This is a genomic window from Burkholderia sp. 9779_493 (assembly GCF_015712215.1).
In the GTDB taxonomy this organism is placed as follows: domain Bacteria; phylum Pseudomonadota; class Gammaproteobacteria; order Burkholderiales; family Burkholderiaceae; genus Burkholderia; species Burkholderia cenocepacia.
Genome location: NZ_JACCQA010000003.1, coordinates 227,333 through 249,188 on the forward strand (window position 1 = coordinate 227,333; position 21,856 = coordinate 249,188).

Sequence of the window (21,856 nt, forward strand, 5' to 3'; positions counted from 1 at the left end):
CAGGCCAGCCCTGAGACCGGCGCCGCGGTTCCTGCTAACTTATCGGCCATTCCCCACCCATCGCTCCGCCCATCATGCGCTTCGACCTGACCGACCTGCGGCTCTTCCTGAACATCTGCGAAGCCGGCACGATCACGAGCGGCGCCGAGCGGACACACATCACGCTGCAGGCCGCGAGCGAGCGCATTCGCGGAATGGAGGACGAGCTCGGCGTGCCGCTGCTGCACCGGACCAAGTCGGGCGCACAGGCCACCGATGCGGGCCGTGCGCTCGAACACCACGCGCGCACCGTGCTGCAGCAGATCGATCACATGCGCGGCGAACTGCAGCAATACGGCCAGGGACTGCGCGGCCATATCCGGCTGCTGTGCAACACCGCGTCGCTGAGCGAATACCTGCCCGACGCGCTGGCCGATTACCTGCCGCGCCATCCGAAGCTGTCGATCAGCGTCGAGGAACGCTCGAGCCAGGAGATCGTGCATGCGATCCGCAACAAGACGGCTGAGGTCGGCATCGTCGCCGATTCGGTCGGGCTCGGCGGGCTCGAACAGCAGCCGTTCCGCGAAGACTGGCTGATCGTCGTCGTGCCGGCCGCGCATCCGCTCGCGTCGCACGACAAGGTCGCGTTCGACGACATCGCCGACGAAGACTTCATCGGCCTCACCGACGGCAGCGCGCTGCAGGTGCATCTCGCCGATCAGGCACGTGCGATCGGCAAGCGGATTCGTTATCGCGTGCAGTTGAAGAGCTTCGACGCGATCTGCCGCGTGATCGCGAGCGGCGTGGGCATCGGCATCGTGTCGCGGCATGCGGCCGAGCGCGCGATGCAGACGATGGACGTGCGGCTCGTTGAACTGTCCGATCCGTGGAGCCACCGCAAACTGACGCTCTGCGCGCGATCGTTCGACGCGCTGCCGAAGTACACGCGCGAGTTCGTCGCGTTCCTGTCCGGCGACGCCCCGCCGCAATGACGCGCGTCGCGTTCGACCTGCCCCATCGACTGACGGAGACATGACCATGACCGACACCGATCTCGCCACCCGCTATCGCGCGTATATCGACTGCCTGAACCGGCAGGACTGGTCGTCGCTCGGCGAGTACGTGTCCGACGACGTGATCCACAACGGCCGGCCGCTCGGCCTCGCCGGTTACCGCGCGATGCTGGAACAGGACTTCCGCGACATTCCCGATCTGCGCTTCGACATCCGGCTGCTCGTGTGCGAGCCGCCGCACGTCGCGTGCCGCCTTCGCTTCGCGTGTGCGCCGAAGGGAACGTTCATGGGGCTCGCCGTCGACGGCCGCAAGGTCACGTTCGCCGAGAACGTGTTCTACGAGTTTCACGAAGGCAAGATCCGCCAGGTGTGGTCGGTGATCGACAAGGCGGCGATCGAGCAGCAGCTGTAGCGCCGTCGAAACGGCGGGTCGGCGCGCACGGCGGGCGGTGGCTGACAGCCCGCGGTGGCAGGTCGAACGCACCTCGACCCTTATGGATAACGTTTTCTTTCAGAAGGCGTCGGAGACCCGCCTCCATCCGATGCGCTCGCCCGCCGCTTCAAAGCCCTTCGCGCGTGCAATGACAGCCCATACACGAAGAAAAATCCCCGATATTTTCGCGTAATTCCGATCTACCCTCCGCACCACTTCCTCCCGCCATTCGGGTTTCTACCGGCGCATCCGATGTGAAAGTTCATTGACATCGCGTCGATCGATGCCTAAATTTGGAAAACGTTTTCCATTGCTGGAGCGCGACGTCGGTGACGGCCCGCGCAGGGGGAACGCTCGCGCGCTCGATTTGTGATTCAGGCCGTCCGTCTTCAGGGATCAGGGTTGCAAGGCGGAGGCCGGGTACGGGCATCGTGCGCCGCATCGGCTACATGTGCCCGGCCTTCACCACTATTCAAAACTGGAGACACCATGCATCCGCGCAGCAGATTCACGCTCGGCGCCGCGCTCGGCGCCCTTTCCGTCGTGTTCGTCAGCGCCTGCGGCGGCAACGACGTGACCGATACGCCGCAGCCACCTCCTTCGTCCAGCACGCCCGCGCTCGCGGCGAACTCGCTGCAGGCGCTCGTCTACGGCGCGCCCGACACCAGCGTGCCGGCCGGCACGAACATCCCGGTCACGATGATGAGCCAGATGCGCGCGCTGTTCGACCTGATCCGGAAATCGCCCGATTTCACGCAGGTCGTGATGGATCTCGGCGACGGCACGCCCGTCCACGTGCTCGACACGAATACCGGCGACAAATTCCTGCCCGGCAAGCTCGCGCTCGGCCTGTCGTACATCCTGATCGACATGAAGTCGAAGAACGACCCGCAATACGCAAGCTACCTCGCGACGTACCAGGCGATCACGACCGCGATGATGGCGCAGTCGGGCAGCAACTACACGTATGCGAACACGTCGTGGGGCGAGTACTACTACCTCGTCGCGCTGAACAACCTGAAGGCGCACGGGATGCTCAACGAAGTCTTCAGCGACGCGATGCTCGCGACGCTGCAGCAGCGGCTCACCTTCTGCGACATGTTCGGCCCCGATGCAAGCGGCAAGACCAGCACGTGCCCGGCCGCCGGCACGCCGATCGACATCGCGTCGCTCAACACCGCGCAGAACTACTATGCGGTGTCCTACGGCATTGCCGGGCTGCGCCAGAAGCTCGGCTGGAGCAGCCCGTCGTTCGCATCGAAGACCGACCCGGCGGTCGCGACGATGAACGCGCGCGACGCACTGCTGTACACGCTGACGAACCACATTCGCAACGACTCGTCGGGCGGGTTCTCCGACGAAGCATCGAACACGCACACGACCTACTACGACCAGGCGCGCTTCGACCGCTACAGCACGCTGCTGATCGGCGAAGTGGTCGAGCGCACGTTCGAGATGGGCAACGAAGCGAACCTCACGCCGGAGCTGAAGGGCTATCTGCGCAAATCGGTCGACCTGATCCTGCCGCAGCTGAACCCCGACGGCCAGGGCTTCAACTACGGCCGCTCGATCGGCCCGTACGGCGATTCCGCGTTCATGGAGGTGCTGACGGCCGCGGCCAATGCCGGCGTGCTGACCGACCGGGAGAAACAGGTTGCGTACGCATTCATCTACCAGGCCGCGCGTCGTTTCGACACGTACTGGTACGATCCGTCGCTGCCGACGCCGTCGGTGAACATGTGGGTCAAGGGTCGCGGCACCGACACGTATCGCGGCAAGCCGCGCGTGATGGGCGAGAACTTCAGCCTGTTGCACCAGTACCTGTACGTGAACGCGTGGTGGAACAAGCTCGGCTTCGGCGGCCAGGCGCCGATGGCCGATGCCGACTACCGCGCGTGGCTCGACGCGCTGCCGCGCTACACGCTCACCTGGTACAACCAGCCGGGCGATGCCGCGCATCCGTACAGCGCCGCGCTGCTCACAGTGCGCGACGGCCGTCGCGTGATCAACCTGAATCTCAGCCAGGCGCCCGACTACAACTCGTACACGCCGTATTACCCGGTGCCGTTCTCCGACAAGCTGATCTACGGCACGACCGACCTCGGCTATGCGCTGCTGGTGCCGCAGGTGACGTACAACGCGAAGACCTACATTCCGGTCACGTACTACAGGAACCTGAATGTGCAGGAAAGCAACGGCCAGGTGATCGTGTCGTTCGATACGACGAAGTTCCGGCTCGCGTCGAAGAACGCCGCGTACACGACGGATCTCGACCTGCAGGTGCACACGGTGCTGACCTTCGCGCACGGCTCGGTCTCGCGCAGCGATACGCTGAGCTCGGGCACGCTCGCGGGCAACCTCGCGGTCGAGACGGATTTCACGTCGTTCGCGGATTTCGCGTCGACGCAGGCCAATGGCGACGGCGTGTCGGTGACGTACGCGAACAGCGCCGCGACCGGCTATGCGGCATCCGGGTTCGACACCTGCGCGCTGTCCGCCTTCGACACGGTGAACGGCGCGGCGAATCCGCTGTCGACGACGCCGGTCGGGCAACTGCATTCGAACTTCGCGTGCACGACGAAACCGTTCGCACTCGGCGCAGGCGCGACCCGCACGGTCGGATGGACGCTGAAGTACGCCGATCCGGCGTGAGCGGGGCAAGCACCATCCCGTGACCGTTCCCGAAGCCGGTTGCCGAAACCGGCTTCGGGATCATTCAGCATCCGGGCGCGCGCTCACCACCCCGACCCCGCCATATACGCGCCGAGCGCGATCAGCCCGACGAAGAAGCAGCGCTTGAACGTCTTCTCGCTCATCACGCGCCGCGCATATTGCCCGCCGGCCATCCCCGCCAGCGCGGGCACGAGCGCGAGCGCCGACACGCCGAGATCGACCGTCTGCAGTGCGCCCGTCACGCGCAATTGCAGGCCGAGCACGATCGTCGACGCGGTAAACGACAGCCCGAGCGCCTGGATCAGATCGTCCTTCGACAACCGCAACGCCTGCAGGTACGGCACCGCCGGTACGACGAACACGCCGGTCGCGGCCGTCACGACGCCCGTCAGGTAGCCGACCACGGCCGACAGCCATTTTTCGTGGCGCCCCGGCGCGGGCAGCCGCGCGGCCGCCAGCCCCCACAGCCCGTAAAGCACCAGTACCACGCCGAGCGCCGCGTGCGTCCACGTGCTGCCGGCCGCGAGCGCCGGCAACCCGCCCGTCAGCGTGCCGACCGTCAGGCCCGCGAGCAGCGGCCACAGCCGGCGCAGCAGCGCGCCGAACGACGGGCCGAGCCACAACTGCCACACGTTGGTGATGAACGACGGCACGAGCAGCAGGCTCGCCGCGGCCGACGGCGGCATCGCGAGCGTCAGCAGCCCCATCGCGATCGTCGGCAGCCCGAGCCCGATCATGCCCTTCACCGCGCCGGCCAGCAGGAAGACCGGCACGATGATCGTCAGCGTATGAATTTGCATGGCAGGCATTCCGTCCGTCGAGTACGGCGCCGATGGTGCCTGCCCGCCATGCCGCCCGCCATCTGGTTTTGCCTGAGGCTGGCTCGGGCCCGCCCGCCGGGCCTGTCAGCCCGGCGATTCGACCCCGTGGATCACCCCCGGCCCTGCTCGCTGTCGAGGTGGGCCATCTGAGCGGCCGGATAACGCTCGCCGGCAGCCGCCCCGGCGGGAACCGCCGCTTCGATGCGGATGAGATCATTGACCGTTAGTTGCAACTCAGTCGCCAGCAAACCGTCCTGCAGTTGCGAGCGCTTGCGGGCGCCGACCAGCGGCACGATGTCGGTTCCGCGCGACAGCGCCCAAGCGATCGCGACCTGCGCCGGATTGCTGCCTTTCTCGTCGGCGATCGCGCGTAGCGCGTCGACGAGCGCGAGGTTGTGCGCGAGGTTTTCGCCCTGGAAACGCGGGCTCGCCGCGCGGAAGTCGCGCTCGCCCTGCCGCGCCGCGGTCCAACGGCCGCCCAGCAGCCCGCGCGACAGCACGCCGTAGGCCGTCACGCCAATGCCGAGCTCGCGGCATACGGGCAGGATCTCGGCCTCGATCCCGCGCGACAACAACGAGTATTCGATCTGCAGGTCGGCAATCGGCGCGACGGCCGCCGCGCGGCGGATCGTGTCCGCGCCGGCTTCCGACAGCCCGATATGGCGCACGTAGCCGGCCTTCACGAGATCGGCGATCGCGCCGACCGTTTCCTCGATCGGCACCGCCGGATCGACGCGGGCCGGGCGATAGATGTCGAGGTAGTCGGTGCCGAGCCGCTTCAGCGAGTACGCGACGAAGTTCCGGATTGCCGCGGGCCGCGCGTCGTAGCCGGCAAACCCGCCGGCCGGATCGCGCAATGCGCCGAATTTCACGCTGATCCGCACCTGGTCGCGGGTGCGGCCGCGCAGCGCGTCGCGAATCAGCATCTCGTTGTCGCCCATGCCGTAGAAATCGCCGGTATCGAGCATCGTGATCCCGTGGTCGAGCGCCGCGTGCAGCGTCGCGATGCTTTCGTCGCGGTCGGCCGGCCCGTAGAAATCCGACATCCCCATGCAGCCGAGTGCGATCGCCGATACCTGCGGGCCCGTGCGGCCCAGTTGACGCCTGTCCATGTCCGTTTCCTTCAAATGGTGAGTGGATGAAACGGATTCTGGACGCGCGACGCCGCGCGATAAACGCGAAACGCTCCACCAAACCATTCGACGCTGATTAACAATGGAGCCTGGTTTCCTCCCGCCAAGGTTCTCGCCCGCATGGATCATCTGCAAGCAATGCGCATCTTCGCGCGCGTCGCCCATCTCGGCAGCTTCACGAAGGCGGCCGAGCAACTCCAGTTGCCGCGCCCGACGGTCAGCAACGCCGTCCAGTATCTGGAAAAACACCTGAAGATCCGGCTGCTGCAACGCACGACGCGACGCGTCGCGCTGACCGCCGAGGGCGCGACCTACTACGAACGCTGCGTGCAGTTGCTGGCCGATCTCGACGACGCCGAAACGCTGTTCGAGGATGCCGGCGCGTCGCCGCGCGGCGTGATCCGCGTCGACCTGCCCGAACGGTTCGCGCTGAACCAGGTGATTCCGGCGCTGCCGGATTTCCACGCGCGCTACCCCGACCTGCGCGTCGCGATCAGCACGACCGACCGCTTCGTCGATCTCGTCGCGGACGGCATCGACTGCGCGGTGCGGGTCGGCGCGCTGTCCGACACGTCGCTCGTCGCGCGGCGCGTCGGCGAGATGGCCCAGATCAATTGCGCGTCGCCCGCCTATCTCGCGCGCCACGGCACGCCGCGCTCGCCGGACGATCTGCCGGACCACGTCGCGGTCGGCTATTTCTCGAGCCGCACGGGCCGCGAGCTGGACTGGGAATATGCGGACATGGATTCAGGCGAGATGCATACGGTGAAGATGCACAGCGTCGTGTCGGTCAACAGTTCGCAAGCGTATCTCGCGTGCTGCCTCGCGGGCCTCGGGCTGATCCAGGCGCCGCGCGACGGGCTCGCGCCGCTGCTCGCCGACGGCTCGCTGGTCGAGGTGCTGCCGGAATGGCGTGCCGGGCCGCTGCCCGTATCGGTGGTGTTTCCGACCGGCCGGCATCTCGCGCCGCGCGTGCGGATCTTCGTCGACTGGCTCGCGGAAACGCTCGGCGGCCTGCGCCGGGCGGACTGACGACGGTCGTGCCGGGGGCCGTGCGCCCCGGCACGACACCCGGTCAGAACTTGTGACGGATCGCGGCGCGCACCGAGAACTGGTTCGCCGATGCCGACGGGCCATCCGTCCCGACGACATAGCCGCCGTCGGCCGCCGTGCCCGTCTTGTCGCCGGCCACCTTCTGCCAAGCACCCTGCAGGTACACGTCGGTGCGCTTCGACAGGCTGTAGTCGGCCATCAGGCCGACCGTGTGGTACTTCGGCTTGAACGAGCCGGCCGCCGCATCGTACTTGCCGTCCGTGTACACGTACTGCGCGCCGAGATAGAAATCGGGCGTGAGCTGGTACTTGCCGTTGACCTCGAAATTCTGGAACTTCGTCGCGGTCAGCCCGAGGCCGGCGAACGTCGACGCCGGCAGGTAGACCGTCGATACCGGGTTCTTCACGTCGGTCTTCGTATAGACGAAGCCGACCGTGGCCGGGCCGAACGTGTAGTTGACGCCGCCGCCGAAGATGCGCAGCCGGTCGGCGACGAAGTTCGCGTCGTCGGCCGCGATCGCGCCCGCGCTGCCGATGCCCGGGTTGTTCGCCTGCAGGTACGCGGCCGCGACCTGCAGCCCGGCCAGCGAATACTGCGCGCCGATGCTGTACTGGCGGTTGTTCGAGAAGCCCGTGCTGTTGCTGAAGCTGTACGTGCCGCCGAACGTCAGGCCGTTCCAGTCGGCGCTCGCGTACTTGACCGTGTTGTTGACGCGGAACGAGTTGTCCGTGTTGTCGTTGTCGAACGGGTGCGAGAACAGCGTGCCGCCCCAGTTGCCGTTCGCGGTCAGCGGTGCGAGATAGTCGACGACGGAATCGTACTGGCGGCCGAACGTCAGCGTACCGAAGCGCGATTCGGACAGCCCGACGAAAGCCTGACGGCCGAACATGCGGCCGCCCTGGCCGAGCCGGCCGTTGTTCACGTCGAACCCGTTTTCCAGCGTGAAGATCGCCTTCAGCCCGCCGCCGAGATCCTCGCTGCCCTTCAGGCCCCACCGGCTGCCCTGCGCATACCCGCTCGCGAGCTGGTAATTCGTCTTTCCGACCCCATTGACGTTGACGTTGTTCGTGTAATTGAAGCCTTCGTCGATCAGGCCGTACAGCGTCACGCTGGTCTCGGCAAAGGCCGGCGCGGCGAAGGCAGCGAGCGCGGCGGCAAAAATGACGTGCTTCTTCATGACGGATCTCCGGAGCCGAGGGCCGGGCAGGCCGAGCGCCCGGCGAATGTTGGTCTGTTGTATGTGTGGCCCGCAGGGCGGACGACGCGGTGTGCGGCCGCGTGAGGACAAAATGGTGTCACGTCGGAAACCGTCCGTCCATCGGGTGCGGGTCGTCGCATGCAAAGCGTTGCGCTCGCCCAACTGCGTCGTTGCGCGGACAGCCTGACCGGGCTTATCGGCAGCGGCAGGCCGGACCGCCATCCGCGTAAACCCGGCAGGCGTCGCTTCGATGGCACAATGCGCATCCGTTCGCCATTTCTTCACGAAGTCATGCTTCACCCCGATTCATGCGCGGCGCGTGCCGGCCGTGCACGCGGCCCGCGCCGGAAGGCGCTCCGATGACCGCGCCGGCCCGGGCCGGCCGCTACGCCGAGCTCGATTTCTTCCGCGGCCTCGTGCTGCTCGTCATCGTCGTCGACCACATCGGCGGCAGCATCCTGTCGCGCGTCACGCTGCACGCGTACGCGCTGTGCGACGCGGCCGAGGTGTTCGTGTTCCTCGGCGGCTTCGCGACCGCCATTGCGTACAACTCGCTCGCCGAGCGGCACGACGAGGCCGCCGCACGGCAGCGCTTCATCCGGCGGGCGTTCGAGATCTACCGCGCGTTCCTCGTGACGGCCGGCCTGATGCTGCTGATTACCGCCGCGCTGAATGCGTTCGCGATCGACGGCCCGAACATGCCGACCAACGATCTCGACGGGCTGCTGCACAAGCCGCTCGCCGCGCTGCGCGACATCCTGCTGTTCCGCCGCCAGCCGTACCTCGCGTCGGTGCTGCCGATGTACGCGTTCTTCGCGCTGCTCGTCCCGCTCGCGCTGCCGCTCGCCCGCACGCAGCCGTGGCTGATGCTCGCGTTCAGCGGATCGCTGTGGTACGCGGCGCCGCACGTCGCGCGCTTCTTGCCGACCGTCGAAGGCGCGCCGTGGGACTTCAACCCGTTCGCGTGGCAGTTCCTGTTCGTGCTCGGCGTGATCGCGCGCTGCCAGCCGGTCTACCAGACGCTCGCGCCGCGGCCGCAGGGCTGGCTGCTGACGGCCGCGTCGCTCGCGATCGTCGCGGCCGGCGCGTACTACCGGCTGCGCATCGAGCCGTTCCCGACCGATCCGTCGATCAAGCAGAATCTCGGCGCGCTGCGGCTCGTGAACTTCCTCGCGATCGCGTGGCTCGCCGCCAAGCTCGTGCACCTCGGCTGGATGAAGAAGGTCGCGCACGCGATGCCGTGGATCGGCACGATCGGCCGGCAGGGGCTGCTGTGCTTCGTCGCGGGCACCGGCATCTCGCTCGCGGTCGATTCGCTGCTCTACCAGGCGACCGAAGGCTATCTCGACGTGCCGCTCGGCCTGACCGCCGACGCCGTCGCGATGGGGCTGCTGTATCTCGTCGCCAAGCTCTACGGCCCGCTCGTCGCGCGGCTGCCGTTCCGTTCGCGGCCATGACGCGCCGCGCCGTCATGCGCCGCTGCTACGATAGCCGGCGCCTCCCCTGAAACGATTCGCCATGCGCCGACTCGCCCTTCCGTTCGCCCTCGCCCTGATCGCCGGCGCGATCGCCACCGCCCATGCCACGCCGCCGGCACCGGCGCCCGCGCCCGCGGCATCGCCCACGCAGCCGCCGGCCGTCCAGACCGCGACGACCCCGTCGACCGCGCAGGAGCCGTCCGTCAATCCGGGCAGCAGCGTCGTGCTGCGCACGTTCCGCTCGGCGTCGCTGAAGCGCGACTGGTCGTACACGGTCTACCTGCCGCCCGGCTACAACCCGGAAGGCGCGCGCTACCCGGTGATGTACCTGCTGCACGGCAACGCGGGCAACGCGAACGACTGGGTCACGCAGGGCCGGCTGCAGGCCACCGCCGACACGCTGATCGAGCGCCACGACATCCCGCCCGTCGTGATCGTGATGCCGCAGGGCGGCACCGACTGGTACGTCGACCGCAAGGAGAAGATGCAGAGCGCGCTCCTCAACGACCTGCTGCCGGAAGTCGAAGCGCACTTCGCGGTGTCGAACCAGCGCGCGGGCCGCGCGATCGGCGGCGTGTCGATGGGCGGCTTCGGCGCGCTGCGCTTCTCGCTGCTCGAACCGGGGCTGTTCTGCGGCGCGATGCTGCTGAGCCCCGCGATCTATGCGAACGAGCCGCCGCTCAATTCCGCCGCGCGCTACGTCGGCGTGTTCGGCGATCGGCAGTTCGATTCACGCGTATGGCACGAGTTGAACTACCCGGCGCTGCTGCGCGGCTATTTCGCGCGCAGCTGGCGCGTGCCGATGTTCATCGCGGCCGGCGACGACGACCTGACGATCCAGGCGGAGTCGAGCGTGCTGTATACGCATTTGCGCCGCGCGCAGAATCCGGCCGAACTGCGCATCGTCGACGGCGGGCATACGTGGGACGTGTGGCGCGGGTTGCTCGGGCAGGGGTTGAGGTATGCGTTGGAGTGTGTGAAGTAAAACGGGGCTGAACGCACCCGGGCACGGCGGCCAGCACGAGCGCGATGCCGGCCGCTCCGCTTGCGTCACACCTCCGCCCCAATCGTCTTTGCCATCCTGAGCGCCAGCGCATACCCGGTCAGCGTCGGATTGACCACCGACGAACTCGGGTGCACCGCCGTGCTCGCGATGAACAGGTTCGGATGGTCGTGCGTCCGGCAATCGCGGTCGACGACCGAATCGGCCGGATCGTTGCCCATGATCGTCGTGCCCATGATGTGAGAACTCGGCACCCACGCATGGATGTCGTTCACGATCTCCGTCGCACCGAACACCTGCTGGAAATCGCGGTAATCGTCGAGCACTTGCGACGCCGCACGCAACGAATAGTCGTACACGTCGTAGTCGGTGCGCGGCGTCGGCAGCCCGAGCGCATCCTTGCGATCGCCGAGCGTCACGCGGTTGCGCGGGTCGGGCAGGATCTCGACGTAGCTCGCGATCTTCAGATAGCGCGCCGCGTCGTGGCGGATCCGTGCATCGAGCGCGTCGCCGACGACACCTTGTGCGATCAGCCGCCGCGTGACGATCTCGTTCGGCACCGTGTTGTCGAGAAAATGCCGGATCGCGCCGTGTTCGCGACGAAACGCGCCGTCGCGCCGCGTGTTGATGCTGCCTTGCTGGGTCGGACCACGCCCGGCCCACAACGGTTCGCGCGCGAGCATCGCGATCGCGCGGCCGGTGTGTCCCATCATGTTGCGGCCCACCTGGCCCGACGTGTTCGCGACATCCGACATCAGCAGCAGCTTCGGAATCTCGACACCGTGCGCCGCGAGCACGAAGGTCCGCGCGGTCAGGCGCGTGCTGTTGCCATCCGGCGTCATGTAGTGGATCGCGGCGATCTTGCGATTCTCGCCGCGCTCGATCTTGTAGACGACCGCATTCGTCAGCAGCCGCGCGCCCTGCGCGACGGCGCGCAGCACTGGACGATCGCCGGAGAATTGCGCGCCGATCGGGCAGATCGGCGCGCAGTTGTTGTTGCCGGCGCAGGTCGGCCGGCCCTCGTAGGGCCGCGTCGCGCGCGCGTTGGGCTCGTCGACGAAACGATGACCGATCGTCGCGACCTTTTCCGCGACCTGCTGCGTCAGGTACGACCACGGCTGCTGACGCATCGGGTAAGGCTTCGAGCGCGGCGGGAACGGCGCGCCGCCCTGCCCGCTCTGGTCGTCGGTGTCCGAGCCCGACACGCCGATCTGTTCTTCCGCGAGCTGGTACCACGGCTCGAGCTCGTCATAACCGATCGGCCAGTCGCGCCCCTGCCCGTACAGGCTGTGCAGCCGGAAATCGTTCGGCAGCATGCGCCACGTCGCGCCACCCCAGTGCCACGTCGTACCGCCGACGAGCCGCAGGAACGACGGCTTCTGCAACACCGGGCCGACACTGTCGATGTAGCGATCCGAATAGCGGCCGGTGGACGACTTCGGCGCCCACGGCAGATCCGGATACGGGCCGTTGTAGTCCGACTTGTTGCCGTAGTTGCGGAACGCGCGAACGAGCTCGGCCCGCTTCACGTCCGGCCCCGCCTCGATCACGATGACGGACTTGCGTTGCTGCGTCAGCGACTGCGCCACGGCGCCGCCCAGGATGCCCGCGCCGATGACGATGACGTCCGCGTCATAGGAACTGCTCATGATTTCGATCCTCGTTCGAAGGCGGCTCAGCCGGCGTCGGCGGCCGGGCGTGCGGTCCAGTACTCGGGGCGCGCGCGGATGTAGGTTGGAATGACCGTGACGTCGGAGGTCGGCTCGAACATCAGCGCGGTTTCGTAGCCGACCATGCGCGCCTGCCCGCCGTGACCAACGCTGCCGGTGTAGAAGGCTTCGATGATGGCCAGCGCTGTCGCGCGCAATTCGGGGGCGGCGACGCCCAGCGTGCGCACGAACCTATCGACCGGCTGCGTGCCCGTGCCGATCGCGACGGCCAGCGCGCGCAGCCGTGCGGGGAATTCGCGGTCCTGCTCGACGAGGCCGTCGTAGACCGACTGCACGTAGCGCGACGGCAGCGCCGAGCGGCGCGTCAGGTACGCGGCCACCCCGGCAAAGTCCCGCAGTGGCACGGCCTGCGGCACGGTGGCCGCGCGCGCGATCAGCATGCCGGCCGGCAACGCGGCGGCAAGCGCCGCACCGGCCGACAGCTTCACGAGCCGGCGGCGCTGCACATCCGGTGCGCCGCTCACATCGAAATCGTTCATCGCGTGCCTCTCCTGTCAGTGGGCGGGCGCCGTGCGAATCTTCGCGACCTCGGCCGCGCTCACGCGGGCCCGGCCGTTGCCGAATCGTTCGCTCAGGTAGTTCACCAGCGTCACCACTTCGTCATCGTCGAGTTCGGTCTGGAACGCCGGCATGAAATAGTGCGTGGCGCCGTTGTTCACGCTCGCGCCATGCATGACGACCTGCAGCAGGTTCGACGCGGTGGCGGTGCCGACCGCGCTGTTGGCGAACAGCGACGGGAAGAAGCCGTCCGTCGTGCCGGCGCCCGTCATCCCGTGGCAGCTCGCGCAATGATCGAGGTAGAGCGACGCGCCGGCCGGCGTCTGCCCGCCCGCGGCGGCCGCGGCGCGGATCGCGAGGTAGTCGTCGGCGGGACGCCCCTGGGTCGAACGCGGTGCGGTATCGGCGCCCTTCGCGGCGGGCACGGTCGACAGATACACGGCGATCGCGTTCAGATCGCGTGCGCTCATCCGGCTGAAGCTGCGCTCGACCGCCTCCGCCATCGGGCCCGCGGCCTGCGCCTTGCCCGGGACGTTGCCGGTACGCAGGTACTGGACGATCTGCGCGGTCGTCCACGTGCCGATGCCCGCGTCGCGATCGCGCGTGATGTTGAACGCCTGCCAGCCGGCGAGCGGCGCGCCGGCGAGATAACCGACGCCGGTTTCGTCGTACGCCAGCTCCTGCATCCCGATGCCGCGCGGCGTATGGCAGGTGCCGCAGTGCGCGGCGCCCTGCACGAGGTAGGCGCCGCGATTCCACTCGGCGTCCCGCCCGGGTTTCGGCACGTACGCGCCTTCGCGCAGATACAGCGCGTTCCAGATCTTCAGCGGCCAGCGTACGGTCAGCGGCCACGGGAAATCCGGCGCGCGATTCGGCTGACGCACCGGCGCGACGCCCTGCATGAAATACGCGTACAGGTTCGCGATGTCGTCGTCGCTGAACTTCGTGTACGACGGGTACGGCATCGCCGGGTACAGGTTGCCGCCGTCGCGCCGCAGCCCCTTGCGCAGCACGTTCGCGAAGTCCTGCTCCGAGTAGCGGCCGATCCCCGTTTGCCGGTCCGGCGTGATGTTGGTCGAGTAGATGTTGCCCATCGGCAGCGGCATCGCGAGACCGCCAGCGAACGGCTGACCGCCCTGCACCGTATGGCACGCGACACAGTCGGCCGCGACGGCCAGCGCCTTGCCCGCGGCGACGCGATCGGCCGCCTGCCCGGCCGCCGACGCGGAGGTCGCGATGAGGAAAAGCACGACAAGGGCGGAAAGGCCGGGCAAACGCATGGAAATCGTTCCTGGAGGAATCCGGTGGGAAAAGCGGTTTCGGGCGCTTTTGCGATGCGGCCCTCTATTCATTCGAAGGCACCGACCGCTTGGCGTGGCCGCACTATATCACCTTCTGTATCGATACACTAAATCGATACAGATTTGCCATTCGGGTAATAACCAGCGAGTGCTCGATCAGCGCCGCGGGATCGATCGCGCTTTGCAAGCGTGCGCGAACCGGCGCGGCGCGCATTTCGACTACATTGCCGAAGTGGCGATGACATCGGTCATCGCCGGCCTCCCCTTACTCGACTCGCAGGAAACCCAGCCATGTCTGTCTCGAAGAAATTCGCCGCCGTCACGGGCGCCGGCTCCGGCATCGGCCGCGCCGCGGCCCTCGCGCTTGCCCAGGCCGGCTTCACCGTCGCGCTGCTCGGGCGCACGGAGGCGTCGCTACGCGAAACGCAGGACGCGATCCGCGCCGCCGGCGGCGACGCGCAGGTATTTCCGGTCGACGTCACCGACGAAGCGTCGGTCGACCAAACGTTTGCATGGATCGCGCAACGGTTCGGCCGGCTCGATGTCCTGTTCAACAATGCCGGCCGCAACGCCCCGGTCGTTTCCCTCGATGAATACGAGCTCGACGTGTGGAACAGCGTCGTCGCGACGAACCTGACCGGGGTGTTTCTGTGCGCGCGGGCCGCATGGCGGATGATGAAAGCGCAGACGCCGCAGGGCGGCCGAATCATCAACAACGGCTCGATCTCGGCGCACGCGCCGCGCCCCGACACGATCGCGTACACGGCCACCAAGCACGCGGTGACCGGGATCACGAAGTCGCTGGCGCTGGACGGCCGCCGGTACAACATCGCATGCGGCCAGATCGACATCGGCAACGCCGCGACGTCGCTCACGGAACGGATGACGCAAGGCGTCCCGCAAGCGGACGGCAGCCTGGCGCCCGAAGCGCGGATGGACGTCGTGCATGTCGCGAACGCAATCGTGCAGATGGCGAATCTGCCGCTCGACACCAACATCCTCAACATGACGATCATGGCGACGGCGATGCCGTTCGTCGGTCGCGGATAGCGGGCGCCGAGGTCGTACCGGGAGGCCTCGTCCACGAACGGATGCAATGCCTCCCGTCGCTCGATGCGCGTCACCGGTCGGGCCGGTGCAGCACGCCGCGCCGCGCGTGTTCCGTCAACGTATCTTCTTTTTCTCGCCGGTCGACGGCGGCTTACATACGACGAACCGACGACGGTCCTGCCCCTGAACGACATAGGCACGGCGCGGGTACGAAAGGATTGAGCGGCCCCGCAATAGAGCCGGATGGAATGCGAACGCGCGGCGTTACGCCCGCAGGATATCCTCGGCGACATGCTCGAACGGCACGCGCCCGTGGCGAAGTTCCACCGTTGCGTCGCTTTCGAAGCCGATATGGCCGTTGTTCAGCCCGCGATTCAGTTCGATGAAACCATCGATCGCGGCAGTCGAGAACGGGTTCATCGCGAGCACCCCGGCCCATGCGGACGGCTCGAGCGCCACCGGTCGCACCGGCCGATTCAGCACGCGCGCAAAGGCATCCGCGATGTCGGCCGGTGAATACGCGCTCGGCCCCGCCAGCCCGACCTTCCGGACACCGCTCCAGTCTTCCTGCAGCATTTCCGCCGCAACGCGGCCGATGTCTTCGGTCGCGACCATCGGGATCGCCCGTTCGACCGGCCCGAGCAGACTCGGCAGGATACCCTGCACGCGGACCGGCTCGACGACGCGCGCCCAGTTCTCCATGAAGTAGGCGGCCCGCAGGAACGCGACCGGTATGCCCAGTTCGGCCAACCGCTGCTCGGCCGTCCGGTTGGTCGCAATCACGCCGGTGCCGGCCGACCGGTCCGCGCCGACCGACGACAGCAACACGAGTTTCGGCAAGCCCGTCGCGCGAACCGCCGCGGCGACGGCACGCGCCGTCACGTCCGCGTGCTCGAACAGATTTTCCAGCGCATAGTTGGGCGGCTTGACCAGATACGCACCGCGCGCGCCGGCGAACGCCTGCATCAACGCAGCGGAATCGGCCAGATCGGCAACCACCACTTCCGCACCCAGCTCCGTCCAGCGCACCGCCTTCGCTCGATCGCGCACGACCACGCGAACCGGAACCCCTGCATCGATCAGCACCCGGGCGGCGACGGCCCCCGTGCGTCCTGTGACGCCCGTGACAACGTACATGTGTTCTCCCAATAGCCGCTCCACCGGTTGGAGCGATGGTTTCGATGATGTACGCTGACCTCACATAACTCAAATGCATACCGATCATGTCAAACATGCACGAAGCGGATTTACGGTCCGTCGATCTCAACCTGCTCAAGCTGCTCGACGCATTGCTCAAGGAACGCAGCGTCACGCGTGCCGGCATGCGGCTCGGCCTGACCCAGCCCGCCGCGAGCCGCGCGTTGGGCCGGCTGCGCACGCTGCTTCACGATCGTGTCGTCGTGCGCACGCCGAAGGGGCTGGAATTCACGCCGCGCGCGGCGTCGCTTGCGCAGCGCGTGTCGCGTGTACTGACGGAAGCGGCAGGCATCGTCGCGCCTGCTGTGTTCGACCCGGCCACCGCGCGCGGACTGTTCTCGATCGCGAGCCTTGATCACATGGCGTTGACGCTGATTCCGGATGTGAATGCGCGGCTGGAACGAAGCGCGCCGGGACTGGATCTCGACGTTCCACCGTCACGCAGCAATAACGTCGAACTCGTGACGGATGGCACCGCAGGTATCGCGCTCGGCGTATTCGACGACGATACGTTGCCCGCCGGCATCTATCGTCGAAAGCTCTATGACGACAATCTGGTCTGCATCGTGCGGAACGGGCATCCAGCACTGTCGGCGCGGCTGACACCGAAGCGTTTCGCCGCGCTGTCGCACGTGCTGGTGACGATCGGCGGCCGGGGTGGAGAACTCGTCGACGCAGCGCTCGCGCGGCAAGGGCTGCACCGGCGGATTGCAATGCGGCTACCGCATTTCCTGGTGGCGCCGATGGTGGTCGCGAAGAGCGACATGACGCTAGTGCTGCCGCAACGGTTGGCGCGGCATGTCGCGTTGTCGATGCCGGTCACACTCGTGAAGTTGCCGGTCGAGGTGCCGTCTTTCTCGCCGTCGATGATCTGGCACGAACGCACACACGACGATCCCGCGCATGGTTGGCTGCGGCAGCAGATCGTGGAAGTTGCGCGGGAGATGGGGCGCTAGGTATGGCCTGCAGGCGTACGCGACGCATCGCGCTCGGCGCAACCCGCTTCTCTGTCACACATCCGGATCTGGAATCCGCGCCGACTGAATCACCACCAGCGTATCGCCCGCCTCGATCCGGCACGGCGGATCCTCGTAAAACGAATGAATCTTCCCGCAGCGGTCGAGCCCGACCACGATCGCGCCCGGCACGACGTTCGTCAGGCAGCCGATTTCATGCGGCAACGCCTCGCGCTCCAGCAGCGTCGCGCGCCCGCGCGTCGACAGCATGTCGTTCACGAACGGCACGATGTAGCGGCTATGGACCGCGTCCGCCAGCAACAGCGCGCCGATCTTCGTCGACGACACGATCACGTCCGCGCCGGCCTGCCGCAGTTGCCGCTGGTACAGGTTCTCCTGGATCCGCACGACGATCTTCGTATCGGGCGCGATGCTGCGCACCGACAGCGTCAACAGGATCGCGGTCGGATCGTCCGTCACCGAAATGATCACGGCCTTCGCCGCGCGCACCTGCGCCTGCTGCAGCAGATCCTCGTGCGCCGGATCGCCGAGCAATCCCGTCACGCCGAGCGACGTCGCCGCCTCGAGAGCCTGCTGCTGCGAATCGATCACGATGATCGTCGCCGGATCGACGCCGCTCTCCAGCAACTCGCGCACCGCGATCGACCCCGACAGGCCATAACCGCACACGACGATGTGATCGGACAGTTGCTTCTGCAGGCGTTTCATGCGGAATTCCTCGACGACGCGCTGGATCACGAACTGATACGCCGTGCCCAGGAAAATGAACCAGATGCCGATGCGGATCGGCACGATGAAGAACGCATCGAGCAGGCGCGCCCGCGCCGTGACGGGCACGATATCGCCATAGCCGACCGTCGCGACCGTAACCATCGTGAAGTACACGAGATCGGCCACGGTCATCGGCGTGCTCTTGGTCGAATCGCGCAGGCCGTCGCGATCGAGATACAGCACGAGGAACGCGAGCGTGCACAGCAGCACGACCGCACCGAGGCGGAACAGCAGCGTGCGCCGCGGCGAGGTCGCCGGGCGCGTGAACAGCGTGCGCGCACGCGGCGCCTGCCACGGATTGCGGGCGCGGCGCAGGCGCATGCGCAACGAGCGGCGCTGATCGGATGGCGTGGCCAACGGGGAATCTCCTGAAGGATGCGGGCTCGATTCTACGACGGGAACGCGTGCACCCGGCCGTCACAGCATGCTGCGCGGCCGCACCATCGTGCCGTCGACGAAACGCCGTGCGCGAAACGCCGACAGGTCGAGCGACGGCGCGCCCGTGTCGATCCATTCGGCGAGCAGCCGGCCGACGATCGGCCCCATCGCGAAACCGTGACCGCAGAACCCCGTCGCGATCGCGAGCCCCGACGGCGCGCCGGGCGCATCGATCACCGGAATGCCGTCGGGCAGCACGTCGATCAGGCCGGCCCACGCCTCGACGATCTGCGCATCCTTCAACGCGGGAAAGATCGCCTTGAGCTTCGCGAGCGCACGCGGCGCATGCGCGCGATTCGGTTGCGGCTGCGGATCGCGCGGCTCGATCGGCCCGGTCGTGCCGTGGATGCGGGCGAGCACGTCGCGCCATGCGGATGCATTCAGGTGCAGCCGGAATTTGTCGCGCTGCGACCAGAACTCCGGCCAGAAGAGGCTCAATCCGCGCAGGTGGCCGAGCGTCAGATCGACGTCGACCTGCATGTCGTCGGCGAGATTGATCGCGCCGTTCTTGCGCTGCCGGATGCCGAGACCATGGCCCCACACGGTCGCCGCGGACACCGGCGCGACCACGTTGGTGCGCATGCAGGTGCCGCGCACGGCCTGCTGCGGCAGCCGGATGCCGACGCCGTCGAGCAGCCGGAAACTGGTCGCGCCGGCCGCGCAGATCACGCGCCGCGTGCGGATCGTGCCGCGTTCGGTCGCGACGCCGACGACCGCGCCGCCGGCCGTCTCGATCGCGGTGACGCCGCAGCCTTCGAAGAAACGCGCGCCGGCCTCGGTCGCGCGCGCCGCGAACGCGGCGGCCACGCGGCGCGGCTCGGCCTGCCCGTCGGTCGCCGTATACAAGCCGCCGAGGGTACGCGCCTGCGTCGACAGTCCGCTCACGCGTTCGTCGATCTGGGTGCGCGTCAGCGTGCGCGTGTCGAGCCCGTGCTCGCGCGCGACGGCGAGCCATGCCTGGAACGACGCCCAGTCGTCTTCGTTGTCGGCCAGGTACAGGCAGCCGCCCTGCCGCCATTCGAGATCGAAGCCGAGTTGTTGCTCCAGGCCTTCCCAGATTCGCATGCCGGCCATCATCAGCGGCACTTCGGCGGATTCGCGCCCCTGCTGGCGCACGAAGCCCCACGCGCGCGTCGATTGCTGGCCGGCGATGCGCGACTTGTCGAGCACGACGGCTTTCAGGCCACGCAGGCCGAGGTAGTAAGCGGCCGCGCAGCCCATGATGCCGGCGCCGGCGATCACGACGTCGGCCTCGGCCGGAAACGCCGTATCGGCGTGGCTCAATGCGTCGTGCAGCGGATAAGTGGTGGTCATTGTTTTCTGTCGGGTATCAATGCATGGCCGGCCAAGCTTATCGCGGCAACGTCGTCACATGAAGCGGGCGACACGCGATCCGGACCCCGCCCCATCCCCACATCCAGGCCCGCCCGCCGACCGGCCCCGTTTTTTCGGCTTGACGATCCCGGTTCGGCACGAGATAAACTGTATATCCATACAGTGTCATCGCAGTAAAAATGATCCTCCCCCCATTCGATCCTCCCAAGCTGAACGACCTCACCGAATGGTGGACGCACTGCACCTACGCGGACGTGCAGCGCCTGATACTCGAAGTGCAGCACCTCCGCCTGACGCTGTGGGAATTGAAAGCCCACGTCGCGGACGCATCGCGCCGCATCCGCGTGCTCGATCCGGACATGCTCGCGCATGGGTCCGCGCTTCGGCGGCTCGGCTACCTGCTCGAAAAGGAAATCGAGCGCGCGAATCCGATCGGCCGCACGCGCGACGTGTATGCGCCGTTTTCGGACGAATGGCGTGCCCGCGCGGCACTGCGCGGCGCGTTGCGCGCGCAGCCCGAGCCGGCCGAGGCCGGCACGCTGCCGTGCACGATTCCGGAATTTCAGCGCATCACGTGGGCCGAGCTTCGCGATCGCTGGCGTCACCTGAGCGACAGGAAATCGAATCGGCAGAACGTCGAGCAACGGATGGTGCTCGAGATTGCGCGGCAGCGATCCGTGATCCTGGCGCGGGCGCGCAAGCTGGTCGACGCCGCGATCGCCGAAGCGGCGGCGGACGGCAAGCAACTGTTCGCGCTGGATCAGCTCAAACGGCTGCTGTCCGTCGAGCGGGAAGACGGCGAGCCGTTCCTGTACATGCCGGCGTAGCGCGAACGCGCGACCGATGCATGCCGGCTCGACGACGACATGTCGAACGCTCGATCAGCCACGCGGCGATTCAGCCGGAACTGCGGTCTGCGCGGGAGCAGCCGCTGCCCAAGCGCCGTCAGTGCGAATAGCGCGTTTGAGTGCCTGCCGCGCGGTCGAACGGCTGCAGCCTCGCAAGCTGCTCGATCGACATCGTGACGACTTCGAGCACATGCCGCGCGATTTCGTCGTCGGCCATGCCGGCGTCGACGTACTGCTCGATGCTCATCGTGCGGGGCGGATAGCTGCCGGTTTCGTCATCGACGATGTCGATCCGGGCCGTACGCCGCTCCGGCGACAGCACGACCTGGACAGTTTTGCCGTGAACGACGGTCTGCATGCACAAAGTGGACATTCGCAGTCTCCAATTGCGTTGCCTTCGGACGATCGATATCTCACAACAGGAGTCGTCAATCTACAAATTTCCGGGCGCATTCGCAATATTCAGGCAGGAATTCCAGCCGTTCGGGGCGCCGGGCCGCCGGTCAACCGGAGGCCCGCATTGCACGGGCACGGGCACACGCGGCACTACCTACGCATAGCGGCTCAACCACTCTTCGGAGAATTGTCTCGCGTACGCGACCGCTTCGGCTTCGGTATCGAATTCACCCAGCTTGCGGAACGCAGCCTCACGGCTGAAACCCACCTTCGTGACCTCGACCTGCGCGGCGTATTTGCCGGTCTCCGTCACGCGCGGCTCGCAGTTCATTTCGTATCCGCGCATCAAGAATTTCTTCTGCATCGGTTCAACACTTTTTTGAGACGGCGAAATCGTAGCATGCAGCTTCGTCGACTTCGCAAATGTATCCACGCCGGTTTCACTAGAAGAAACCGTCGATCGATCGTCCTGCCAGCGCCTCCGCCGGCCGTCGCGCGATATCCTGCAAAACGGGTCCGATACCTCGGTTC

Annotated in this window: 20 protein-coding genes; 9 read left to right on the forward strand and 11 right to left on the reverse strand. The window is 67.1% G+C overall.

Annotated features, from left to right (window positions below; all coding sequences use genetic code 11):
• The first annotated feature begins 74 nt into the window (after positions 1 to 74).
• The 3 genes from H0X95_RS04125 to H0X95_RS04135 all read left to right on the forward strand — a co-directional run bounded on the left by H0X95_RS04125 (position 75) and on the right by H0X95_RS04135 (position 4,077).
• Complete coding sequence (locus tag H0X95_RS04125) at positions 75 to 971, forward strand: LysR substrate-binding domain-containing protein (protein WP_059720767.1); 897 nt, start codon at positions 75 to 77, stop codon at positions 969 to 971.
• 46 nt (positions 972 to 1,017) lie between these two features.
• Positions 1,018 to 1,404 (forward strand): ester cyclase, encoded by a 387-nt coding sequence (locus H0X95_RS04130; protein WP_059720766.1) that lies wholly within the window; start codon positions 1,018 to 1,020, stop codon positions 1,402 to 1,404.
• Between the two features lie 510 nt (positions 1,405 to 1,914).
• Positions 1,915 to 4,077 (forward strand): hypothetical protein, encoded by a 2,163-nt coding sequence (locus tag H0X95_RS04135; RefSeq protein ID WP_059720765.1) that lies wholly within the window; start codon positions 1,915 to 1,917, stop codon positions 4,075 to 4,077.
• Between the two features lie 83 nt (positions 4,078 to 4,160).
• On the opposite strand, the gene H0X95_RS04140 is transcribed toward H0X95_RS04135, so the two are convergent.
• Together H0X95_RS04140 and H0X95_RS04145 are read right to left on the reverse strand one after the other, a co-directional pair.
• A complete protein-coding gene (locus H0X95_RS04140; RefSeq protein ID WP_059720764.1) occupies positions 4,161 to 4,898 on the reverse strand; it encodes a sulfite exporter TauE/SafE family protein in 738 nt (245 codons plus the stop codon).
• 131 nt (positions 4,899 to 5,029) lie between these two features.
• The gene (locus tag H0X95_RS04145) at positions 5,030 to 6,031 is read right to left on the reverse strand and encodes an aldo/keto reductase (protein WP_058903229.1); all 1,002 of its coding nucleotides are present in this window, start codon (positions 6,029 to 6,031) and stop codon (positions 5,030 to 5,032) included.
• Between the two features lie 141 nt (positions 6,032 to 6,172).
• Here H0X95_RS04145 and H0X95_RS04150 point away from each other — a divergent pair, with 141 nt between their 5' ends.
• Positions 6,173 to 7,084, forward strand: coding sequence for a LysR family transcriptional regulator (locus H0X95_RS04150; RefSeq protein WP_034202203.1), 912 nt, complete (start codon positions 6,173 to 6,175; stop codon positions 7,082 to 7,084).
• A gap of 43 nt (positions 7,085 to 7,127) precedes the next feature.
• On the opposite strand, the gene H0X95_RS04155 is transcribed toward H0X95_RS04150, so the two are convergent.
• A complete protein-coding gene (locus H0X95_RS04155) occupies positions 7,128 to 8,282 on the reverse strand; it encodes a porin (protein WP_006489833.1) in 1,155 nt (384 codons plus the stop codon).
• A gap of 380 nt (positions 8,283 to 8,662) precedes the next feature.
• On the opposite strand from H0X95_RS04155, the gene H0X95_RS04160 reads away from it, so the two are divergent.
• Entirely contained in the window at positions 8,663 to 9,760 is a 1,098-nt protein-coding gene (locus H0X95_RS04160) for an OpgC domain-containing protein (protein WP_006489829.1), read from the forward strand.
• Positions 9,761 to 9,821: 61 nt separating this feature from the next.
• Positions 9,822 to 10,766: an alpha/beta hydrolase gene (locus H0X95_RS04165; RefSeq protein ID WP_059720763.1), complete on the forward strand. Its 945-nt coding sequence runs from the start codon at positions 9,822 to 9,824 to the stop codon at positions 10,764 to 10,766.
• Between the two features lie 65 nt (positions 10,767 to 10,831).
• Here H0X95_RS04165 and H0X95_RS04170 read toward each other — a convergent pair whose 3' ends face one another.
• From H0X95_RS04170 to H0X95_RS04180, 3 genes are read right to left on the reverse strand one after another with little or no spacing between them, the layout of a single operon-like run.
• Positions 10,832 to 12,433, reverse strand: coding sequence for a GMC family oxidoreductase (locus H0X95_RS04170; RefSeq protein WP_006489815.1), 1,602 nt, complete (start codon positions 12,431 to 12,433; stop codon positions 10,832 to 10,834).
• Positions 12,434 to 12,459: 26 nt separating this feature from the next.
• On the reverse strand, positions 12,460 to 12,993 hold the full coding sequence (locus H0X95_RS04175; RefSeq protein ID WP_058903233.1) for a sugar dehydrogenase complex small subunit: 534 nt from the start codon (positions 12,991 to 12,993) through the stop codon (positions 12,460 to 12,462).
• A 15-nt stretch (positions 12,994 to 13,008) separates the two neighbouring features.
• The gene (locus H0X95_RS04180; RefSeq protein WP_059720762.1) at positions 13,009 to 14,292 is read right to left on the reverse strand and encodes a c-type cytochrome; all 1,284 of its coding nucleotides are present in this window, start codon (positions 14,290 to 14,292) and stop codon (positions 13,009 to 13,011) included.
• 312 nt (positions 14,293 to 14,604) lie between these two features.
• Between H0X95_RS04180 and H0X95_RS04185 the strand changes: the two genes are divergently transcribed.
• Positions 14,605 to 15,363, forward strand: a complete 759-nt coding sequence (locus H0X95_RS04185) for an SDR family oxidoreductase (protein ID WP_059720761.1) — start codon at positions 14,605 to 14,607, stop codon at positions 15,361 to 15,363.
• Between the two features lie 264 nt (positions 15,364 to 15,627).
• Here H0X95_RS04185 and H0X95_RS04190 read toward each other — a convergent pair whose 3' ends face one another.
• The gene (locus H0X95_RS04190; protein WP_012493389.1) at positions 15,628 to 16,500 is read right to left on the reverse strand and encodes an NmrA family NAD(P)-binding protein; all 873 of its coding nucleotides are present in this window, start codon (positions 16,498 to 16,500) and stop codon (positions 15,628 to 15,630) included.
• Between the two features lie 86 nt (positions 16,501 to 16,586).
• Here H0X95_RS04190 and H0X95_RS04195 point away from each other — a divergent pair, with 86 nt between their 5' ends.
• Positions 16,587 to 17,516, forward strand: coding sequence for a LysR family transcriptional regulator (locus H0X95_RS04195; protein ID WP_226244752.1), 930 nt, complete (start codon positions 16,587 to 16,589; stop codon positions 17,514 to 17,516).
• Positions 17,517 to 17,570: 54 nt separating this feature from the next.
• Here the strand turns inward: H0X95_RS04195 and H0X95_RS04200 are convergent, their stop codons facing one another.
• A complete protein-coding gene (locus tag H0X95_RS04200; RefSeq protein ID WP_043205538.1) occupies positions 17,571 to 18,665 on the reverse strand; it encodes a potassium channel family protein in 1,095 nt (364 codons plus the stop codon).
• Positions 18,666 to 18,725: 60 nt separating this feature from the next.
• Entirely contained in the window at positions 18,726 to 20,060 is a 1,335-nt protein-coding gene (locus H0X95_RS04205; RefSeq protein WP_196445888.1) for an NAD(P)/FAD-dependent oxidoreductase, read from the reverse strand.
• Positions 20,061 to 20,260: 200 nt separating this feature from the next.
• Here H0X95_RS04205 and H0X95_RS04210 point away from each other — a divergent pair, with 200 nt between their 5' ends.
• Positions 20,261 to 20,908, forward strand: a complete 648-nt coding sequence (locus tag H0X95_RS04210) for a hypothetical protein (RefSeq protein ID WP_058903236.1) — start codon at positions 20,261 to 20,263, stop codon at positions 20,906 to 20,908.
• A 118-nt stretch (positions 20,909 to 21,026) separates the two neighbouring features.
• On the opposite strand, the gene H0X95_RS04215 is transcribed toward H0X95_RS04210, so the two are convergent.
• Both H0X95_RS04215 and H0X95_RS36250 read right to left on the reverse strand, forming a co-directional pair.
• On the reverse strand, positions 21,027 to 21,302 hold the full coding sequence (locus tag H0X95_RS04215; RefSeq protein ID WP_012493391.1) for a hypothetical protein: 276 nt from the start codon (positions 21,300 to 21,302) through the stop codon (positions 21,027 to 21,029).
• A gap of 177 nt (positions 21,303 to 21,479) precedes the next feature.
• Positions 21,480 to 21,689 (reverse strand): hypothetical protein, encoded by a 210-nt coding sequence (locus tag H0X95_RS36250; protein WP_011547465.1) that lies wholly within the window; start codon positions 21,687 to 21,689, stop codon positions 21,480 to 21,482.
• Between the last annotated feature and the right edge of the window lie 167 nt (positions 21,690 to 21,856).

Bases quoted from the DNA above. Each gene is read 5' to 3' on its own strand.
- H0X95_RS04205 (WP_196445888.1), bottom strand. From the start codon at position 20,060: ATGACCACCACTTATCCGCTGCACGACGCATTGAGCCACGCCGATACG.
- H0X95_RS04130 (WP_059720766.1), top strand. From the start codon at position 1,018: ATGACCGACACCGATCTCGCCACCCGCTATCGCGCGTATATCGACTGC.
- H0X95_RS04165 (WP_059720763.1), top strand. From the start codon at position 9,822: ATGCGCCGACTCGCCCTTCCGTTCGCCCTCGCCCTGATCGCCGGCGCG.
- H0X95_RS04215 (WP_012493391.1), bottom strand. From the start codon at position 21,302: ATGTCCACTTTGTGCATGCAGACCGTCGTTCACGGCAAAACTGTCCAG.
- H0X95_RS04135 (WP_059720765.1), top strand. From the start codon at position 1,915: ATGCATCCGCGCAGCAGATTCACGCTCGGCGCCGCGCTCGGCGCCCTT.
- H0X95_RS04210 (WP_058903236.1), top strand. From the start codon at position 20,261: ATGATCCTCCCCCCATTCGATCCTCCCAAGCTGAACGACCTCACCGAA.
- H0X95_RS04145 (WP_058903229.1), bottom strand. From the start codon at position 6,031: ATGGACAGGCGTCAACTGGGCCGCACGGGCCCGCAGGTATCGGCGATC.
- H0X95_RS04160 (WP_006489829.1), top strand. From the start codon at position 8,663: ATGACCGCGCCGGCCCGGGCCGGCCGCTACGCCGAGCTCGATTTCTTC.
- H0X95_RS36250 (WP_011547465.1), bottom strand. From the start codon at position 21,689: ATGCAGAAGAAATTCTTGATGCGCGGATACGAAATGAACTGCGAGCCG.
- H0X95_RS04125 (WP_059720767.1), top strand. From the start codon at position 75: ATGCGCTTCGACCTGACCGACCTGCGGCTCTTCCTGAACATCTGCGAA.
- H0X95_RS04155 (WP_006489833.1), bottom strand. From the start codon at position 8,282: ATGAAGAAGCACGTCATTTTTGCCGCCGCGCTCGCTGCCTTCGCCGCG.
- H0X95_RS04180 (WP_059720762.1), bottom strand. From the start codon at position 14,292: ATGCGTTTGCCCGGCCTTTCCGCCCTTGTCGTGCTTTTCCTCATCGCG.
- H0X95_RS04185 (WP_059720761.1), top strand. From the start codon at position 14,605: ATGTCTGTCTCGAAGAAATTCGCCGCCGTCACGGGCGCCGGCTCCGGC.
- H0X95_RS04150 (WP_034202203.1), top strand. From the start codon at position 6,173: ATGGATCATCTGCAAGCAATGCGCATCTTCGCGCGCGTCGCCCATCTC.
- H0X95_RS04190 (WP_012493389.1), bottom strand. From the start codon at position 16,500: ATGTACGTTGTCACGGGCGTCACAGGACGCACGGGGGCCGTCGCCGCC.
- H0X95_RS04175 (WP_058903233.1), bottom strand. From the start codon at position 12,993: ATGAACGATTTCGATGTGAGCGGCGCACCGGATGTGCAGCGCCGCCGG.
- H0X95_RS04170 (WP_006489815.1), bottom strand. From the start codon at position 12,433: ATGAGCAGTTCCTATGACGCGGACGTCATCGTCATCGGCGCGGGCATC.
- H0X95_RS04140 (WP_059720764.1), bottom strand. From the start codon at position 4,898: ATGCAAATTCATACGCTGACGATCATCGTGCCGGTCTTCCTGCTGGCC.
- H0X95_RS04195 (WP_226244752.1), top strand. From the start codon at position 16,587: ATGTCAAACATGCACGAAGCGGATTTACGGTCCGTCGATCTCAACCTG.